This window comes from Occallatibacter sp., from assembly GCF_035317045.1.
GTDB lineage: Bacteria > Acidobacteriota > Terriglobia > Terriglobales > Acidobacteriaceae > Telmatobacter.
In genome coordinates this window covers 42,202-59,329 of record NZ_DATHHT010000026.1, presented here as the reverse complement: position 1 = coordinate 59,329, position 17,128 = coordinate 42,202, and the positions used below count along the sequence as shown (strand labels likewise).

12 protein-coding genes are annotated in these 17,128 nt (G+C 57.0%); 11 read left to right on the top strand and 1 reads right to left on the bottom strand.

What is annotated here, in order from left to right; genetic code table 11:
- Positions 1–9: 9 nt before the first annotated feature.
- Positions 10–966: a LysR family transcriptional regulator gene (locus VK574_RS12945; RefSeq protein ID WP_472800260.1), complete on the bottom strand. Its 957-nt coding sequence runs from the start codon at positions 964–966 to the stop codon at positions 10–12.
- 145 nt (positions 967–1,111) lie between these two features.
- On the opposite strand from VK574_RS12945, the gene VK574_RS12940 reads away from it, so the two are divergent.
- From VK574_RS12940 to VK574_RS12890, 11 genes are all read left to right on the top strand, one after another.
- Positions 1,112–1,666, top strand: coding sequence for a Rid family detoxifying hydrolase (locus VK574_RS12940; RefSeq protein ID WP_472800259.1), 555 nt, complete (start codon positions 1,112–1,114; stop codon positions 1,664–1,666).
- A 22-nt stretch (positions 1,667–1,688) separates the two neighbouring features.
- On the top strand, positions 1,689–2,612 hold the full coding sequence (locus VK574_RS12935) for a PhzF family phenazine biosynthesis protein (RefSeq protein WP_472800258.1): 924 nt from the start codon (positions 1,689–1,691) through the stop codon (positions 2,610–2,612).
- A 159-nt stretch (positions 2,613–2,771) separates the two neighbouring features.
- Positions 2,772–3,296 (top strand): DinB family protein, encoded by a 525-nt coding sequence (locus VK574_RS12930; RefSeq protein ID WP_472800257.1) that lies wholly within the window; start codon positions 2,772–2,774, stop codon positions 3,294–3,296.
- 422 nt (positions 3,297–3,718) lie between these two features.
- A complete protein-coding gene (locus VK574_RS12925; RefSeq protein WP_472800256.1) occupies positions 3,719–6,193 on the top strand; it encodes an ABC transporter permease in 2,475 nt (824 codons plus the stop codon).
- A 279-nt stretch (positions 6,194–6,472) separates the two neighbouring features.
- Positions 6,473–6,985 (top strand): DinB family protein, encoded by a 513-nt coding sequence (locus VK574_RS12920; RefSeq protein ID WP_472800255.1) that lies wholly within the window; start codon positions 6,473–6,475, stop codon positions 6,983–6,985.
- Between the two features lie 926 nt (positions 6,986–7,911).
- Entirely contained in the window at positions 7,912–9,846 is a 1,935-nt protein-coding gene (locus VK574_RS12915; RefSeq protein ID WP_472800254.1) for an outer membrane beta-barrel protein, read from the top strand.
- A gap of 215 nt (positions 9,847–10,061) precedes the next feature.
- Positions 10,062–11,204, top strand: a complete 1,143-nt coding sequence (locus tag VK574_RS12910) for an efflux RND transporter periplasmic adaptor subunit (RefSeq protein ID WP_472800253.1) — start codon at positions 10,062–10,064, stop codon at positions 11,202–11,204.
- 30 nt (positions 11,205–11,234) lie between these two features.
- Positions 11,235–14,408 (top strand): efflux RND transporter permease subunit, encoded by a 3,174-nt coding sequence (locus VK574_RS12905; RefSeq protein WP_472800252.1) that lies wholly within the window; start codon positions 11,235–11,237, stop codon positions 14,406–14,408.
- 69 nt (positions 14,409–14,477) lie between these two features.
- Positions 14,478–15,713, top strand: a complete 1,236-nt coding sequence (locus tag VK574_RS12900) for a TolC family protein (RefSeq protein WP_472800251.1) — start codon at positions 14,478–14,480, stop codon at positions 15,711–15,713.
- A 105-nt stretch (positions 15,714–15,818) separates the two neighbouring features.
- The gene (locus VK574_RS12895) at positions 15,819–16,469 is read left to right on the top strand and encodes a bifunctional 4-hydroxy-2-oxoglutarate aldolase/2-dehydro-3-deoxy-phosphogluconate aldolase (protein ID WP_472800250.1); all 651 of its coding nucleotides are present in this window, start codon (positions 15,819–15,821) and stop codon (positions 16,467–16,469) included.
- 171 nt (positions 16,470–16,640) lie between these two features.
- A complete protein-coding gene (locus VK574_RS12890; RefSeq protein WP_472800249.1) occupies positions 16,641–17,015 on the top strand; it encodes a hypothetical protein in 375 nt (124 codons plus the stop codon).
- Positions 17,016–17,128: the final 113 nt, after the last annotated feature.

Genomic DNA, 17,128 nt, shown 5'->3' with positions numbered 1-17,128 from the left:
GTTAGAAGACTACTTGCGTGGTCTCGCCTTCCGCCGATTCGTGAGTACAGCCCTTCGGCTCTTCGATACCGGCTTCCTTGTGTTGGCTGCCTCAAACAAATGCCGAATGCCGTGCTCCAACAGTCCGACCGCATTCTCCAAAGCACCGAGTTGTCCAACCCGCACTATCGCGACGGACATGTGCAAGTCAAATGATGGGGGGCGCAACACTTCAACCGTGCCGAGAGAATTGTTACTGGCAATAAAGCGCGCTGGCAGCAACCCGACTCCATATCCTGACTGAACGAACGCCAGCTGCAGATGCATGTTGTGGATTTCAGCCGCAATCATGGGGGTGAAGCCGGCACGGCCCATCTGATCGATGAGGCCTGCCCGAAGGAAGCACCCGGGCGGATTGAGCACCCAGGGTGCTCGGCCTAAGCTTTTCCAATCGCCGGTGACGTTGCCTGCCGCGACTTGAACGATCTCCACGCGGTCTGTCGCGATGATATTCGTTAGAAGTGGTGGAGGCGCCGTTTTGCCTTCAGGTAAAGGCACGACTGCAACATCGAGCTCACCCGCGATCAGCCGGTTAAATAATTCGGGCGTGCGCTCGCTCAACAGCAGCAGTCTGACCTTGGGGTATGTTTGAGTCAGCGCCCGAATAGGTTCGATAAGCGTCCCTTCGGCCAGGGGATGCGCGAGCCCGATGCGCAAGAGGCCGTGAGGTTCGGCGTCGTGCGACGCAGTAGATTTGATCGCCTCAGTCCGCTGCAAGAGATCTCGCGCTTGTTCAAGCACCCTGGAGCCGAGTGAGTTCAGGCGCGGCGGCTTTACTGAGCGGTCGAGCAACTCAGCACCCAAAGCAGCCTCCAGCCTTTGCAGTTGCCGGGTTATGGCGGATGGTGTCCGGTATAGACGATGGGCTGCGCCGGCTATGGACCCGGCCTGGGCAAACTCTACGATGGCGCGTAAATCATCGAGCAAGGGAGGCTCCTAAATTACTCCTGAATCTTCCCCAACGAATAACAGAATCGTGCGTAAACAGCAATATCATTGTGAGAATAATGAACTTGTGGAATTGTCGGTTCTCCGTAAGACTACAGGGAGTTTCTTCGTTTGTGGAATCCTGATGCCTCATGCGATTCAAATTTGGCAGACTCGCGGTCCCGAAGTTCTGAACTGGACACCGATCGAGGTCAGTGAGCCCGGGTCGGGCCAGGAGTGCCTGCGCAGGCTGTGGGCGCGCTCAACCTCGGGCTTCCACCATCCTGACCAAATCGACCAGTATCTACAGGAGTTTGCCATGAGCAAGACTGCAATTACCTCGCCGGAACTCGCGCCGCCGGTCGGCCCGTTTTCCCAGGCGATCGAAGCCGGTGGTTTCCTCTACTTCAGCGGACAGGTCGCTCAAGACCCAGCCACTGGCAAGGTGGTCGAGGGGGCTATTGTGGCCGAGACGGAGCGCGTCTTCCAGAACCTCTCGGCAGTTCTCAAGGCGGCCGGCAAGAGTTTCAACGATGTCGTGCGCGCCGGTGTGTATCTGACGAGCATGAGTGACTTCGTCGCGATGAATGGCATCTACGCAAAGTATTTCAGTCAGCCCTTTCCCGCCCGCACGACGATCGCGGTGGCCGCGCTGCCGCTTGGGGCGTCCGTTGAGATCGACCTCGTGGTCAAGGCTTGAGGCGACGCACGGAGGCCATCTCATGAAGTACACGTTCCAAATCGTCGATGTTTTCAGTTCTACGCCGTTCGGCGGTAATCAACTGGCGGTTCTGCCTGACGCGGCCGGCATTTCGACCGAGGGCATGCAGAAGATTGCTCGTGAATTCAATTTCGGCGAAACGACCTTCGTCCTGCCGAAGCACGATCCTGCGAACACGTGTCGGGTGCGCATCTTCACACCTCGGGCGGAGCTCGATTTTGCGGGGCATCCCTCGGTCGGCACAGCCTGTGCGCTTGTGATGAGACAGGGCGTACGGCTTGGTGATCCAATCCGGCTCATTCTGGAGGAGAATGTCGGTCCCGTGACGGTTGACGTCGCTCAGCGAAACGGGGGGTTCCACGGCACGTTGACGTTATCGGGGAAGATCGAGGCACCGACCGGCGCACCTTCTCCGACTGAACTCGCCGCCGTTCTATCCGTCGAGCCAGCCGAAGTGAACCAAGTCTTTTTCGCGGGCGTCGGTGTTCCATTCTGTTTTGTGCAACTGAACTCGAACGAGATGGTCGATCGGGCGGCGATGAATCGGGCTGCCTGGGCAGCAACGCTCTCACGAGCGTGGTCTCCCCACATCTTCTTCTTCGCGGGAAATTTGCGGGATGGCGGCAAGCTCTATGCTCGCATGTGGGCACCCGCGCTGGGCATCGAAGAAGATCCCGCGTCGGGCAGCGCGTGTGCCGCCCTCGTCGGCGCCATGGCATCGAAGTATGACTTTGCCGGGGCGTCCTATCGCCTTTCGATCCAGCAAGGAGTCTCGATGGGGCGCCGAAGCGAAATCGAAGCGGACGCGCGTAAGAGCGGAAGCGTCGTGACCTCTGTCAGCGTTGGTGGCGCCGCGGCCTACATCGCAAGCGGCGAAATCGAGGTGCCGCGGTCCGCGCTTGTGTCTCGGACCACAGGCCGATGATGTACGGGTCAACGAAACCTACAAGTAGCACGGGCCGGCTGCGCGCGCGATTTGCGAGCCGCTCGGACAGTTCGATCCGAAAGCGCAGCTCAACTCGCCGCTGGCACGCAGCATCGGCGCAGGACTTTCACGAAACCAACTACTAAGAGGGGATCGACTATGAGAACGTTTCGAATTCGAAGTGCGCTAAGTGCGCTCGCCATCATCGCAGCCGTGACTGCCATCCCTTCGCAAGCTCAGCCTGCACAGACGGTTCAGGCGGCTCTGTCCAAAGAGGCTGGAACTCTTTCCGACAAATTCACAGGAATGGCACGAGTGATGGCGGGGAAATATGACTGGAAGCCGGGCCAGGGCGTGCGTTCGGTGGGCGAAGTATTCAACCTCATTGTCATGGAGAACGGCATACTCGCCGGAACGCTGACCGGTGCCACGGGCGGCGGGCGGCCGGTGCCGAACACCGACCCCGAGAAACTGCAAGAGGCGTTAAAGACCTCCTACGGCAACCTGCAGCAGACGATCGCCGGACTCTCGGACGCCGATCTGAAGGCGCCGGTCAAGCTGTTTGGCCGGGATATGACAAAGGAAGGCGCAATCCGGTATCTCTTCGCAGACCAGCACGAACACCTCGGACAGTCGATTGCCTACGCGCGCTCGAACGGCGTCGTTCCGCCGTGGTCGAAGTAGGCGACCATTTCCGCGGCCATGCGCATTCAGGCTGGTGTAACCCACGCACCACATCAGTCCGCCTCGATCGAAGAACTCGATCTTGATGAGTCGCGGGACAACAAGATCCTGATATGGGTCGCAACGCCTGGAATTTGCCACACCGAGATCGCCAAGTGCGACCAGACGTACCGCGTGCCTCAGCCAATCGTGATACGTCATGAAGGGGGCCGGCGGCGTTGCCGGGTGGCGTTTTGTTGAGGTGCTGAGGAGTTTTAGTGCCGCGAGTTCTTCATATTCGCTGATTTGAGGCCGATATGGCGCCTGAATTCGCCGCTTGGGTTCAGGTGCGGGTGAAGTTGGTTGGGTTCAACATGGGTGGACGACTGGCATAGCGGTAAGCCAGATTGCCACGCCTTCGATTCGTACGACGAGGAGTGCACATGAGCTTGTGGAAGGACGTGCAGTTTTCCCTTAGAACAATGGGGAAGTCGCCGCGCATTTCGATCACCGTGCTGGCAACCCTTGCCCTGGGTATCGGCGCTAACACTGCAATCTTCAGCATTGTCAACGCAACGCTATTGAAGCCTCTGCCGTTTCGCGATCCAGGCCAACTAATTGAGTTAAGTGCCGACCTTCCGGGGCTCGGCGCTCGGAATGTCGGCTTCTCTGTTCCCGAGCTCGATGATCTTCGTGATCGGGCCGGCATCTTCTCTGCGGTGTCCGTTGTGTGGCGGGATACCTGTAATCTGACCGGCGGAGAGCGCCCGGAACGGCTGGAGTTTCTTGCCGTAAGTCCAGATTACTTCAGCATCCTGGACGCGAGTCCGCAACTGGGCCGTTTGATCGATTTCCGCGATACTGCGAATGGGTTTGCCGAAGCCGCGGTGATCAGCGATGCCCTTTGGCACAAGGAATTTGGCGGCGCGAAGTCTGTCATCGACCGAAGAGTGCGACTAGACAACGACCTCTACACGATCGTTGGCGTTCTTCCTCCGCAGTTTCACCCTCCTTCAACCCCGGGCCTGCACCCGGTCGATCTGTGGATCACCTCAGGCTTTCGTGCGGATCCATTCCCGCCGCCTCAGCGAAGCGTGCGCTTTATCCCCGGACTCATCGCAAGGCTGAATCCAGGGATCACTCCGCAACAGTCGCAGTCGCAGCTAGCAGCCTTCAGCGATTCCCTGCGACGCGAGTATGGCAGCGACTATCCGGCAACCGCCGGCTGGGCTCTTTCGGTCACGCCGTTGACCGAAGTGGTCGTGGGCAGCGCGAGAACTCTGCTTATATCTCTTCTGCTCGCAGTTGGGTTGATTCTCCTGATTGCATGTGTCAATGTCGCGAATCTTCTCCTGGTCAATGCCGCTGCAAGGCAGCGTGAGATGGCTCTCCGGCTCGCTCTTGGCGCGACTAGAGGGCGAATCATCCGGCAAATGCTGACCGAATCGGTTTTGCTGAGCCTGATGTCGGCAGCCGTCGGGGTAGGCGCTGCGGCCATTGGGTTACGAGTCCTGGTCGGAGTGCTACCCTCGCAACTGCCGCGGCTCAACCCGATTGGTTTGGACGCCCGTGTGTTGGCGTTTTCTCTCGCCATTGCGCTGCTGACTACCTTTCTCTTTGGGCTCATCCCAGCATGGCAGGCTTCGCGAACGCATCCGGGCACAGCGGAAATGCGGGAACGGGGCGGCTCTGGATCTCGGCGCTCCGCCGGACTTGGCAGATCTTTGATCGGCGCTGAAGTGGGCCTCTCGCTGGTGCTGCTGGTCGCCGCCGGATTATTGCTAAAAACCTTCTGGAACCTGATCGAAGTCAATCCCGGCTTTGATTCGCACCATCTTCTTGCAGGAAGTTTCCGGCTTCCTACGCCGAACGATCCAAAAGCAGATGAGTACCTCAATATCGATCAACGCACGCACTTGGTTCGCGAATCAATTCGTCGCCTGCATGGCATAGCCGGGGTCGAGTACGCTGGCATGACGAGCGTTGTCCCATTCAACGGTCCAGTGATTCCCGGGGGATTTCGCGTCGAAGGCGTGTCCGACAAAGGAGACGCTCCCACTGCAGTGGAAGTGTCTGTAACTCCAGAGTTCTTTTCGACCATGGGTACGCCCCTGCTGCGCGGACGCATGTTTCAGGAAAGCGATGACTCGATGTCCCAACCAGTCGCGCTGATCGACGAAGCCGCAGTGCGCCTTCTTTGGGGTGGCGCCGACCCGGTTGGGCGTAGAATCCGCTATTCTCGAGACATTCGTGTCAATGGGCGGCCGGCGCCTGCACCATGGATAACGGTTGTGGGCGTTGTTGGCAACGCGAAGCTTTCCAGCCTCGATGAAACTGATGTGCCCCACATCTACGAGAGCATGTACCAGTTTTCAAGAAGGCGCTTTGGGATAGTTGTTCGAGCCGTAGGTGACAATGCGGCGTTGTCGCGTGATGTGCGCCGTGAAATACAATCGGTCGACCCCGATCTGCCCGTCTCCGACATGGCAGCGATGACCGATTTGATCAGCAACGGAGTGGGCGATCGCCGTTTTGCGGCGTGGCTTCTCGGGACCTTCGCGCTGGTAGCGTTGCTTCTTACCTGTGTGGGTATCTACGGAATTGCCTCGTACTCCGTGGTGCGCCGGGAAAAGGAGATAGGCATACGATCGGCTCTTGGAGCCAGCCGCCAGCAGTTGGTCTTTATGATCATGCGCGATGGAATGGTTCCTATTTTGGTGGGAATGGCATGTGGCTCGATCGCAGCGGTATTCTCCGGGCGTTTGCTCGCGGCCTTATTGTTCGGCGTCAACTCCAGAGATGGACTGGTTTTTACCTGTGCGGGATCCACGCTTATTCTAATCGGAATGCTTGCAAACTACATTCCGGCGCGCGGCGCAGGACGCATCCACCCGATTACTGCGTTGCGCAACGAATGAATGGTTCGTTTTGAATCATAGCGGTGAGGCAAGTAGCCGCCACGACGATCTAAAGGAGATTGCCTTCGATCCCGTTTTGATGGGCGGCCGAAGAGTGGCAACCTTTCTCTACGGGTCGTTCATGGACGATAACATTTTGAAACAGCTCGGCGTTGTAGCGGAACGCAGGGAGGTCGCGGTGTTTGTGTTACGTCATCACACTCGTATCACTGCGAACCGGGATGGATCGGTCTACTCCACGAGATGTTCGGCCGCAAACGCAGTCTACCGGGAGGACCAATGACAGAGACATTCGAAGCATACCGAACTCGGGTCTTAAGCTATCTTGGCGATGAGGAGCCCATCGGTGTCCAACAAGCCGCCCCATCCGAGCTCGATCGGCGTCTGCGTGATGTCGCGCCCCAGGAGTTGATCCGGCGCCCTGCACCTGAAAAGTGGTCAATTGCCGAGATCGTAGCGCACTTGGCGGACGCGGAGCTGGCGATGGGCTGGCGATTGCGAAACATGCTCGCGAATCCAGGTGTGGCCTTAACGTGGTGGGATGAGGCCGCATGGGCGGAGCGCTTGGGTTACGCGCAGCAAGATGCGAGCCTTTCGGCAGGGGTCTTTCGGGCGCTGCGCGAGAGCAACCTAAGACTGTTGGAGTCGGTCCCGCGCGCACGGTGGGTGGAGTGCTATGGCGTCCACGAGGTACGCGGATGGCAAACGGTCGAGGAGTTCGTCCGCTTGGAAGCGGCACACGACTTGAACCATCTTCGGCAGATAGACCGCATCTTGGGTGGCTGTATGTAGTGGTAGCCGCTTGGCTGCCAACGCCTCGGCGAGGAAGGCGGAACCCTGGCGGAAGCGGGCGTTGAAAGTGGGAATAAAAGAGCGTGAACGACGACGTGTAGAGGTTTTCTTCTATGGCCTGTTCATGGACGACGAACTCCCACATGTTCCATGCTTACCACCCTTGTTAGGTACTACTCCCAAATCTCGTGTCTGCGTGCCGTCGCGCGTTTGTGGCGCATTGATTCCCGAACAACATTGAAGAGCACGACAAGTAGAAACGAGACACTTGCCCCAACGATCGCTGAAAGCACAACTGGGTCGCTAGACATCTCTTTCCCTCCATTTATGGTACGGAGTCTAAGCCTCTGAGCCTAAGAGGTGGCTAAAGGAGGTCTAAGGGTTTCATAAGGCTTCGAAACGTGACAGCCCACTACATCTTTTGTTTTCGTATTTATGCCTTCTTCATGTTTGGCATTCCATTCTGAATGCATCATCGCTGTCGTTTACAAACACTGTGATGGTATGTCAACGCGTGCGCGTCAACCTCCCTCGTCCGCATGCAAGACGGCTTCAGCACATTCTTGACCGAAGTGATAGGCAGGATCCGGCTCCTCGCTGCGCTCTGCTTGTGTATGGAGAGTACTGTCTTCACTTGCAACTTACGAACATAGGTTCGAACGAGTAAGTGCTTATGGAATTCCGATAAACACCTTACAAGTCTCTTACGAAGAGCCGAGTTAAATAAGTACCAAGAAGCGAGGCGTGACGGAAACTGACCTCGGCGGATGAGACTTTCCCATAAGTGTCGCCAGACCTTCCTAGATGCGCAACTCGCCTGGGAGCGTGTACTCATCCACTACAAGCAACTCTGGTGATTCATTGGGCAAGCCGAAGTTTTCAATTGCAGATTTCACAATCTGATTTCCCGCAGGAAGCGAGAGGTGATGATGAGAGGCATTGTTTGGAAAGCTATGACGCTGGCGGCATGCACCGTTGGCATGACGTCTTTGAGTGTCGCGCAGTCAAGCGTACCCAACCCTGTTTCGCCGGGTCTAACAGCGAAAGCGGAGCCGCCACCCGCCACAGACAAAGCCCCGGCGCCTCCTATATCGGGCACTGTGCCCGCTGCGACGACGCCGGCCGCCAAGCAGGAGTTGAAACCGACGGTCGAGCAGGAGATTGATGCGCTGAAGAGCCGCATCGATGAGTTAGAGACCGAAGTTAAACAAGCGAAAACTGCAGTCCTGGCCGACAGCGCCGACACGGCGGCCTTGAAAGCGGCGGAGAAAGCGCTCGTTGCGGGTAGCGGAGCAGTTCCGGCGAGCACTGGTGTTACGCCGTCCTCGGCTTCACCAGGGTTCAGCTCATCGACCGCCGGGCAAGAGCCTGCGCCTGCGACAGCAGCCGCACCGGCGCCGAAGGAAATCAGCGCGCAGACGACGACAAAAGGTGAGCCATTCGAAGGTGATTGGACATGGCTGAACAGCAATGGTCACGCATCAGACAGCCCCATGGCCACGAAGTATTTCACGCCCGAGTTCCGCGCCGACGCGAACTACACGTTGGATTACAATCACCCCAAGGACGACTCGCTCGGCGGCTCGACAGAGACGTTTCGTTCGGATGAATGGCAACTCGAACAGATAAGCGTCGGTGGCGATATCCACATTAACAATGTTCGCGGACGCATCCTCACCATGGATGGCCTGTTCGCTACGACCACGCCGCGTAACGACGGCACCGTCGTGCGCGGACAATGGGACCTCGCTAACGCATACAAGTACGTCTCCGAAGCATGGGGCGGCTATCACTGGGATGTAGCTCACGGTCTGAATGTCGATGCAGGCATCTTTGTTTCCTATATCGGTCTCTTCAGTTACTACAACTTCGATAACTGGACTTATCAACCGTCCTTCGTTTCCTCGAATACCCCATGGTTTTTCAACGGACTTCGCATCCAGTATTTTCCAACCAAGAAACTGAAGATTGAGCCTTGGATCATTAACGGCTGGCAATCCTACGCTCGCGCGAACGGCAAGCCTGGCCTCGGCGGCCAGATTCTGTGGCGTCCCAAGCCATACCTGGACTTTGTATGGAACAACTACGGTTTGGGTGAAGACGTAGTCGGCCAACCAGGCCGTTCGCGTGTCCACGCAGACTATAGCGCTCAGGTTAAGGTATATGACAATCCGTCGAAATTGCTGGACAAGATCGCGTTCACTGTCACCGGCGATGCAGGCTGCGAATACGGCGGCGGACCCGCGCTCGGGACCTACGACCCGAAAGGCAACTCTCCCGAGATGGGTTCGAATTCGACCTATGCCGGCGGCGTAAACTGCCATGGCGGAAAGAACGGCCGGCCCAAGCAAGATTTCGTCGGGTGGATGATGTACAACCGCTATTGGTTCAAGAAGGACCTTTACGCCGTGACTCTTGGCGGTGGACAGATGAACAATCCCGGCCGTTACCTGACCCTGCTGCCTCCCATCAACGGCGCTACAGCAGTCACCGGGACACCGTACTTCACCGAGAACGCGGGCGATCGTGCGCAGATGCACGACGGCACCATCACGTTCGATTACATGCCGAGCCAGTTCATTACGTTCCGCTTGGAAGAAGGCTACCGCTATTCCGATGTTCCTTACTGGACGGGGCGCGGCGGCATCACGCCACCAGGCGGAAACAATGGCTTTCCGTCGCAATATGCGTGTGCAAGTGGTGCTAACTCTGGCTTTGGTTACGGAAGCCTGACCCAGGGGGAGTTGGCTTGCGGTGCGGGAAGTTCGGCGGGAACCGCTGCCGGGAGCAGCGCGATTTGGTGGCCGGATCTCCGGACCAATCAGACCGTGACCACGGCCGCGATCATGGTCAGGTTCTAATGGCGAGACGGCGCGGGAGTACGAAAGCGTTTCTTAGAACAGCTAATAAACAGAGCCGGCGGCTTTCGGATCTCCGGCTCTGCTTTAAGCGAATCCTCGCGTGAATTCAATTGAACTCAGTTAGCCCCGTCTGGGCCCACATCGCAACTAGCCAGGAAGAATGTGTTTGAAAAGAGTCCTGATTTACGGGGAATCGTTAAAAACGGAAGAGAGACATGAATCGGAATGGAGTTGGAGTTCTTATCCTGCTTGTGCTCGGAACTTTGCTTGCCGGCTTGACGGGGTGCAAAGAAAAGCAAGCGGACGCCGCGGCAGAGGCGCCCCCATCAGCCAAGGTGATTTCCGGAGTCGACGTCTCCTTTTTCGCGGTAGAGCATCCAGAGTTGTATCCGATCGAAACAGCGGGTGAATTCCAAGCCCCGTCGCAATTGTCCGTGACCGGCATTGTATTTCCGGACATCGCGCGAACTGTTCCGGTGATTTCGCTTGCCTCCGGTCGCATTGTAGACATCCGCGCGCGCCTCGGCGACACAGTGAAGACGGGCCAGCTCTTGTTGCGTGTTCGCAGCGAAGACATTTCGGGTGGATTCGACGCCTACCACAAGGCCGTCTCCGATGAACTCCTTGCCCGCAAGCAATTGGATCGAGCAAAGCAGCTGTATGAGCACGGCGCCATAGCGCTGGGAGACCTGGAAGTCGCGCAAGACACCGAGGACGACGCCAAGACCACCCTCGATACTGCCACTGAGCGTCTTCACCTGCTCGGCAGCGATCCCGATAATCCGAAGGGAATTGTCGACATTCTCGCCCCGGTTTCCGGCGTAATCACCGATCAGGAAGTGACGAATGGGGCGGCGGTGCAGGCCTACTCTACGCCCAACCCATTCACTATTTCGGACCTAACCTCAGTATGGATTGTCTGTGACGTCTACGAAAACGACATGGCCAACGTGCGCATCGGGCAACCCGCCGACATCAAGCTGAACGCCTATCCGGACAAAGTTCTCAAGGGCACGATCAGCAACATCGGGTCGATTCTCGATCCGAATATCCGCACAACGAAGGTTCGTATCGAAGTGGCCAATTCGGGCGAAATGATGCGGCCGGGCATGTTCGCTTCAGTCACTTTGTTCGGCAAGGGGAAGCATACCTATACGGCTGTCCCGGCGTCCGCGATCGTGCATCTGCACGACCGCGATTGGGTCTTCGTCCCTGTGCAAGGGAAGTTCAAGCGGATTCAGGTCGTCAGTGGCGAACAGTTGCCGGACAGGATGCAGGAGGTTCTATCCGGGTTGCGGCCGGGCCAGCAGGTCGTGACAAACGCAATCAATCTCCAAAATGTGATTGACAATGAATGACGCTCGACTAAGGGGCTCGAGAAAGAAACCATGATTCGCACGCTCGTGGATTTTGCACTCAATAATCGGTACGTGGTGCTGGCGATTGGGGTGCTATTGCTTGGCTGGGGGGCGGTGTCGTTTCACAGCATGCCCGTCGAGGCCTATCCGGACATCGCCGATAATTACGTGAACATCATCAGCCAGTGGCCCGGGCACTCCGCCGAAGAAATGGAACAGCAAGTATCGGTTCGCGTGGAAATTCAGGTGTTTGGTATTCCCCATCTGACGACGGTGCGGTCGGAATCGATTTTTGGTCTTTCCCTGGTTACGTTGATCTTCGACGATCAATCGGTCGACGATTGGAACCGCCAGAAGGTGCTGGAAAGGCTCACGCAGATCAATATGCCGGCGGGAGTGGTGCCTCAAATTGGAACGGATTGGAGCATGACGGGTCAGATCTACTGGTACACAATCCGGAGCACGAATCCGGCGTATGACCTGATGAATTTGAGGAGCATCGAAGACTGGACTCTGTACAAGGAATTCAGGAAAGTTCCGAACGTGGTGGACGTGAGCGACTTCGGTGGCACCGCGCGCGAGTATCAGGTGCGCGTCGACCCGAATAAGCTCATCTCCTATGGCTTGAGCATCAGCCAGGTGGAGAGCCAATTGGCGATCAACAACGTGAATGCCGGCGGAAGCTTCGTCGAAGAGGGCTTGCAGCAACTGAACGTCCGCGCACTCGGACTTTACCGCAGTGTGCAGGATATCGAGAACACCGTGCTGACGACTTCGAGGGGGGCTCCAGTTCGCGTAAAGGACGTAGCGGTCGTCGACTGGGGCCCCAAAATTCGTTTGGGGCACATGGCCAGAGCCGATCATCGTCCGGACGGCGTCATCGTAGATGAGCCCGACGTCATCCAGGGCGGCGTGCTGATGCGCAAGGGGGCCGAAGAAGGCCCCACGCTCGATGGGATTCACCAGAAGGTGGACGAGCTCAACAATCACATCCTGCCCGAGGGTGTGAAAGTCATTCCGATGCTGGACCGCAGCGATCTGCTTCATTTCACGTTGCACACGGTGCTGCATAACCTCGGCGAGGGAATGATCCTTGTAACGATTATCCTTTTCCTGTTTCTCGGTAATGTTCGCGGAGCCTTCATCGTTGCGCTCACCATTCCGTTTGCGTTGCTTTTCGCATCCATATTTCTCAACCTGAGCCATATCCCCGCAAACCTGATTTCACTTGGCGCGCTCGACTTCGGAATGGTTGTGGATGGGGCCGTCGTCATGATGGAGAACATCATGAGGCACTTGAGCCATCGCAATAACGGATCGCCGGAAGCCGGCCGCATCACGATGAGTCTGAAGACGCCGGTAGAGATGATCCGTGATGCCGCTCACGAGGTCCAGCGGCCGGTTTTCTTCGCAATTGGCATCATCATCACCGCCTACATGCCGATCTTCACGCTCCAACGAGTCGAAGGGCGTCTGTTCCGGCCTATGGCCTGGACCGTTGCCTTCGCGCTACTCGGCGCCATCGTTTTCTCCATTTTCCTTGTGCCTGTGCTTGCTGCCCTCCTATTCCCGCATGGTGTCAAGGAATGGCGCAACCCGGTTATGGAATTCCTGAAGGATCGGTACCGGGGTGCGGTGAAGTTGGCGATCGAGAATCGCTGGATCACCGTTGGCGTTGGCTTGGCTTCTCTGGCCGTTGCTCTTTTCCTCACGTTCAGCGGCATCATTGGCTCAGAGTTTTTGCCCCACTTGGACGAAGGCGCCATTTGGGCGCGTGGTGCGATGGCCAACAGCGTAGGCGAGACGGAAGGTACGCGCTTCACCGAGCAAAACCGCTATATCTTCGCCTCGTTTCCCGAGGTCACCAAGGTCGTCTCGCAAGCTGGGGCTCCCGACGATGGAACCGACACGGGAGGATTCGGCAACACGGAATACTTCATCGACTTGAAACCCAAGGACCAATGGCGACCCGTCTTTCATCAGAAAAAAGAGGAACTGATCGCCGCGATGGATCGCGAAGTGGAGAAAAACCCAGGGGCTTTCTGGAACTTCTCGCAGCTCATTGAGGACAACATGGATGAAACGCTTACCGGCACGAAAGGCGGACTGTGTGCAAAGCTCTACGGTCCGGACCTGGACGTTCTCGAGGAAAAGGGCGAAGAGATCAAGGAGGTTATGGGCAAGATTAACGGGGTCACGGATTTGGGACTTCAACGCGATACGGGCCAGCCGAATATCGATCTCACCGTTGACCGTCTGGCGGCTGCACGCTTCGGCATCAATGTGGCCGATATACAAGATGCCATCCAGACGGCCGTCGGCGGTAACCCCGTTAGCCAGGTCCTGCAGGGAGAGGCAGTCTACGACGTGGTGGTGCGCTATCAGAAAGGGTATCGCGATACCAAGGAGGCTATCCAGAATATTCGACTGCTCTCTCCCTCGGGAGAGCGCGTCTCGCTGGCTCAGTTGACCAAAGCCCAAGTTCGCGATGACGCTTACGACATTTACCGAGAAGACGGATCCCGCTATTTGGCGATCCGCTTTGGGGTTCGCGGGCGCGACCTGGGCACTACGGTCAAGGAATCCATCGACAAGATCGCCAAGAATGTGCGGATACCGCGTGGCTATCACCTCGAGTGGTCGGGAGAATACGATAGCGAAAAGCGAGCCGAAGCAAGGCTGCTCTTGATCCTGCCCCTGACAGTATTTTTTATCTTCATCATTCTCTACGCCATGTTTCGTTCCTTCAAATGGGCGCTGCTGATTCTCGCCAATGTGGCCATGGCTCCCGTTGGAGGCTTGCTCGCGCTCCTTGTGACGCACACATTCTTCAGCGTATCTTCCGGAGTCGGCTTCCTGGCGCTTTTCGGCGTCTCGGTTCAGACGGGCGTCATCATGCTCGAATACATCAATCAGCTTCGAGCCCGAGGGTACACTCCCGAAGGCGCGGCGATCGAGGGCGCCGTTCTGCGGCTTCGCCCCATCATGATGACGATGTTGGTGGCCACCCTGGGCTTGCTTCCCGCCGCGATGTCGCACGCCATTGGCTCCGACTCGCAGCGCCCGTTTGCCATTGTCATTGTGGGGGGACTAATGACAGCTCTCGTGCTGAGCATCTTCCTTCTGCCCACGTTGTATGTCTGGGCGGCGAAAAACGGGGACGTGCTGCCGGAACCGGAAACGGGGGCATCCTTTGAACACTAATTGCTCTGAAGTTCCTTTGACGCGTGCTCGCGCAAGAAGCTGGCTTGTACACTCTTTGCTCTGCGGTCTATGGATAATGGCCTTGGCGCAGGGGCACATGCGCAGCAGGCTCTCACCTGGGATCAGGTGAAGGCAAAGTTTGAAGCTGTCAATCCGGCGTTGAAGGCCGATGCCGACAACGTAGATGAGATGAAGGCTGAGGAGATTACAGCTTTTCTCCGGCCCAATCCCCAGTTCGCCCTATCGGTCGATGGCACGCAACCCGCGCCTCACAATGGAGTGTGGACTCCCCTTAAGGGAACCACTGAACAGCCGAACTTCAGTTACCTGCATGAGCGCGAGCACAAGCGCGAACTGCGACTGAAGAGCGCTCAGGAAGGCACGCGGATCACACAATCACAGCACGAGGATCTGGAGCGAAACATGATCTTTGCTCTTCGCGTGGCGTTTGTGGGAACCCTACAAGCCAAGTTCATTCTCGATCAGGCCAAGGCAGACCTTGAATATTACGACAAGATCATTGAGATCAGTCGTGTCCGCTTCAACGCTGGAGATCTGGCGCAGATCGACCTGGATCGCATCGAGCTGCTGCGCGTGCAGTACGAGTCGGAGATCGAAACGGCGATTGTCAACCTGCGCACCGCCAAAATCCAACTCCTTCAGATGCTCAACGACCGCACCCCCGTGGACCAGTTCGATGTGACGGGGTCCTTTGATTTCAGCGACGCCTTGCAGCCTTTGGAGAGTTACCGGAATTATGCCCTTGCCGTCCGCCCCGATCTCCAGGCGGCGCTGCAGACGATTCAGCAGTCGGAGACCAATCACAAGTTGGCTGTGGCGAACGGCTCTACCGATCCGACCTTTGCCGGATGGTTCACTAATAACTCGTCGACCAATAATCCCAATGGCCCAGAGACTATCGGAGTCAGCGTAAGCATTCCGCTGCGGATATTCGACCGCAATCAGGGCGAGAAGAAACGCACGCTCATCGACATCGACCGGAGCCAACAGGCTGAAGAAGCCGCGCGCGCGCAGGTCTTCAGCGACGTTGATACAGCATACGAGCTGGTACGCAGCAACATCGCGCTGCTCAAGCCGTACAAGGCGAAATACAATGATCAGGCTCTGCGCGTGCGCGATACGGTCACATTTGCCTACGAACACGGCGGCGCTTCGCTTATGGACTTCCTCAACGCGCAAAGCGACTATCGCCAGGTACAACTAGCCTATGCCCAACTGTTAGGAGCCTATTTAACGGCTGCCGGGCAACTTAATCTTGCGGTCGGACGCGAGGAGATTCATTGAGCGTCCTTCCAACGCGTTGGTTCCAGCGGCTAAAAGAGATCTCCACGGGAGCAACACGCAGTTCGACTTTCATTGGTTCCATTGGCGACCAGGACGGACTCAACTATGAAGCGGGAACAAGCTAAAGCGTGCATTGAAGAGATTGGAATATTCCCCGGCATTCGTGTGGCAAGCGCCGACGAAGCGCTCTATTCCGCTGAAACCATCTTTGGCGCCGGCATCCCCATCGCCGAAATAACTATGACGGTGCCCGGCGCCATCGACGTAATTCGCCAACTCGCAGAGCGGTTCCCGAACCTGGTCGTCGGTGCCGGAACGGTGCTGGACAAGGAAACGGCAGAACGCTGCATCGATGCAGGTGCCCGGTTCATCACGAGCACCGGGCTGGTGCCGGAGGTCATGGAAGCCGCACTTAAGCGTGGAGTTCTCGCGATTCCGGGAGCGCTCACTCCTACCGAGGTGATTGCAGGGTGGAAGGCCGGCGCTGATTTCGTGAAGATTTTTCCTGCTGCGGCACTTGGAGGCGATCTCTACATTCGCTCACTGAAGCTTCCTTTACCTCAAGTCCGGATCATCGCCGCCGGCGGAGTGAATCCGCAGACCGCCGCAAGCTTTATTCTCGCCGGCGCTACGGCGATCGGCGTAGGCACGGAGCTTTTGCCGAGGGATGCCGTTCGTAAGAGGCAGGACCATCGCATACACGAGTTGGCGCGAAGGTTTCTTGGATTCGTCAAAGAGGGGCGTACCGTTCCTTAGTCCACGCTCCCTGCAGATATAACTCCGCGAACATGTGCCCAATCTCGATAAGTTCTCGGCGTTTCGTAAGTAGTTAATAAGGTAAGCAGAAGGATTTAGTATGGACAGCATTCAACTTTATGCTTCCTTCATGAAGGTATTTCGATACTGGTAATGAAGGGAGAAGTCAGGATGAGAACTAGACTTGGCGTCGGAGTTATCATCGCCGTGCTCGTGGCCACTTTCAATGTTGCCCATGCTCAACGAACGAATTCGCCTCACTACTCACATTCAGAGTTGCGGAAGATGATCCAAGAGGCACATACCGATCAGCAGTACAAGGAACTCGCCTCCTATTTCAGATCGCGGCAACAGGCTTATGAGCAACAAGCTCAAGCAGAGAAGCTTGAGTGGATTCGCCGAAGCCAGAATGTGACTAGCGTGGCTGCCAAATATCCGAGACCGGCTGATTCGTCGAAGAACCGTTATGAATATCTCACCTATGAGGCGGGGCAGATGAGCCAGCAGGCTGCGCATTACGAGGGCCTTACCGAGAAGGTCCAGTGAGCTGTCTTGGAACTCATTGAGATAGGTCGAAATCGAAGAAGGGACGGATCTCGGGATGCTTGGTCCGTCCCTTCATAATCTTTGCAATTCATTTACGGTTTGTTGATGAATCT

What these genes read in the sequence shown, in the direction of transcription:
- VK574_RS12910 (WP_472800253.1), top strand. Translation starts at nt 10,062, where the DNA reads ATGAATCGGAATGGAGTTGGAGTTCTTATCCTGCTTGTGCTCGGAACT.
- VK574_RS12900 (WP_472800251.1), top strand. Translation starts at nt 14,478, where the DNA reads ATGGATAATGGCCTTGGCGCAGGGGCACATGCGCAGCAGGCTCTCACC.
- VK574_RS12890 (WP_472800249.1), top strand. Translation starts at nt 16,641, where the DNA reads ATGAGAACTAGACTTGGCGTCGGAGTTATCATCGCCGTGCTCGTGGCC.
- VK574_RS12940 (WP_472800259.1), top strand. Translation starts at nt 1,112, where the DNA reads ATGCCTCATGCGATTCAAATTTGGCAGACTCGCGGTCCCGAAGTTCTG.
- VK574_RS12905 (WP_472800252.1), top strand. Translation starts at nt 11,235, where the DNA reads ATGATTCGCACGCTCGTGGATTTTGCACTCAATAATCGGTACGTGGTG.
- VK574_RS12935 (WP_472800258.1), top strand. Translation starts at nt 1,689, where the DNA reads ATGAAGTACACGTTCCAAATCGTCGATGTTTTCAGTTCTACGCCGTTC.
- VK574_RS12920 (WP_472800255.1), top strand. Translation starts at nt 6,473, where the DNA reads ATGACAGAGACATTCGAAGCATACCGAACTCGGGTCTTAAGCTATCTT.
- VK574_RS12915 (WP_472800254.1), top strand. Translation starts at nt 7,912, where the DNA reads ATGATGAGAGGCATTGTTTGGAAAGCTATGACGCTGGCGGCATGCACC.
- VK574_RS12925 (WP_472800256.1), top strand. Translation starts at nt 3,719, where the DNA reads ATGAGCTTGTGGAAGGACGTGCAGTTTTCCCTTAGAACAATGGGGAAG.
- VK574_RS12895 (WP_472800250.1), top strand. Translation starts at nt 15,819, where the DNA reads ATGAAGCGGGAACAAGCTAAAGCGTGCATTGAAGAGATTGGAATATTC.
- VK574_RS12930 (WP_472800257.1), top strand. Translation starts at nt 2,772, where the DNA reads ATGAGAACGTTTCGAATTCGAAGTGCGCTAAGTGCGCTCGCCATCATC.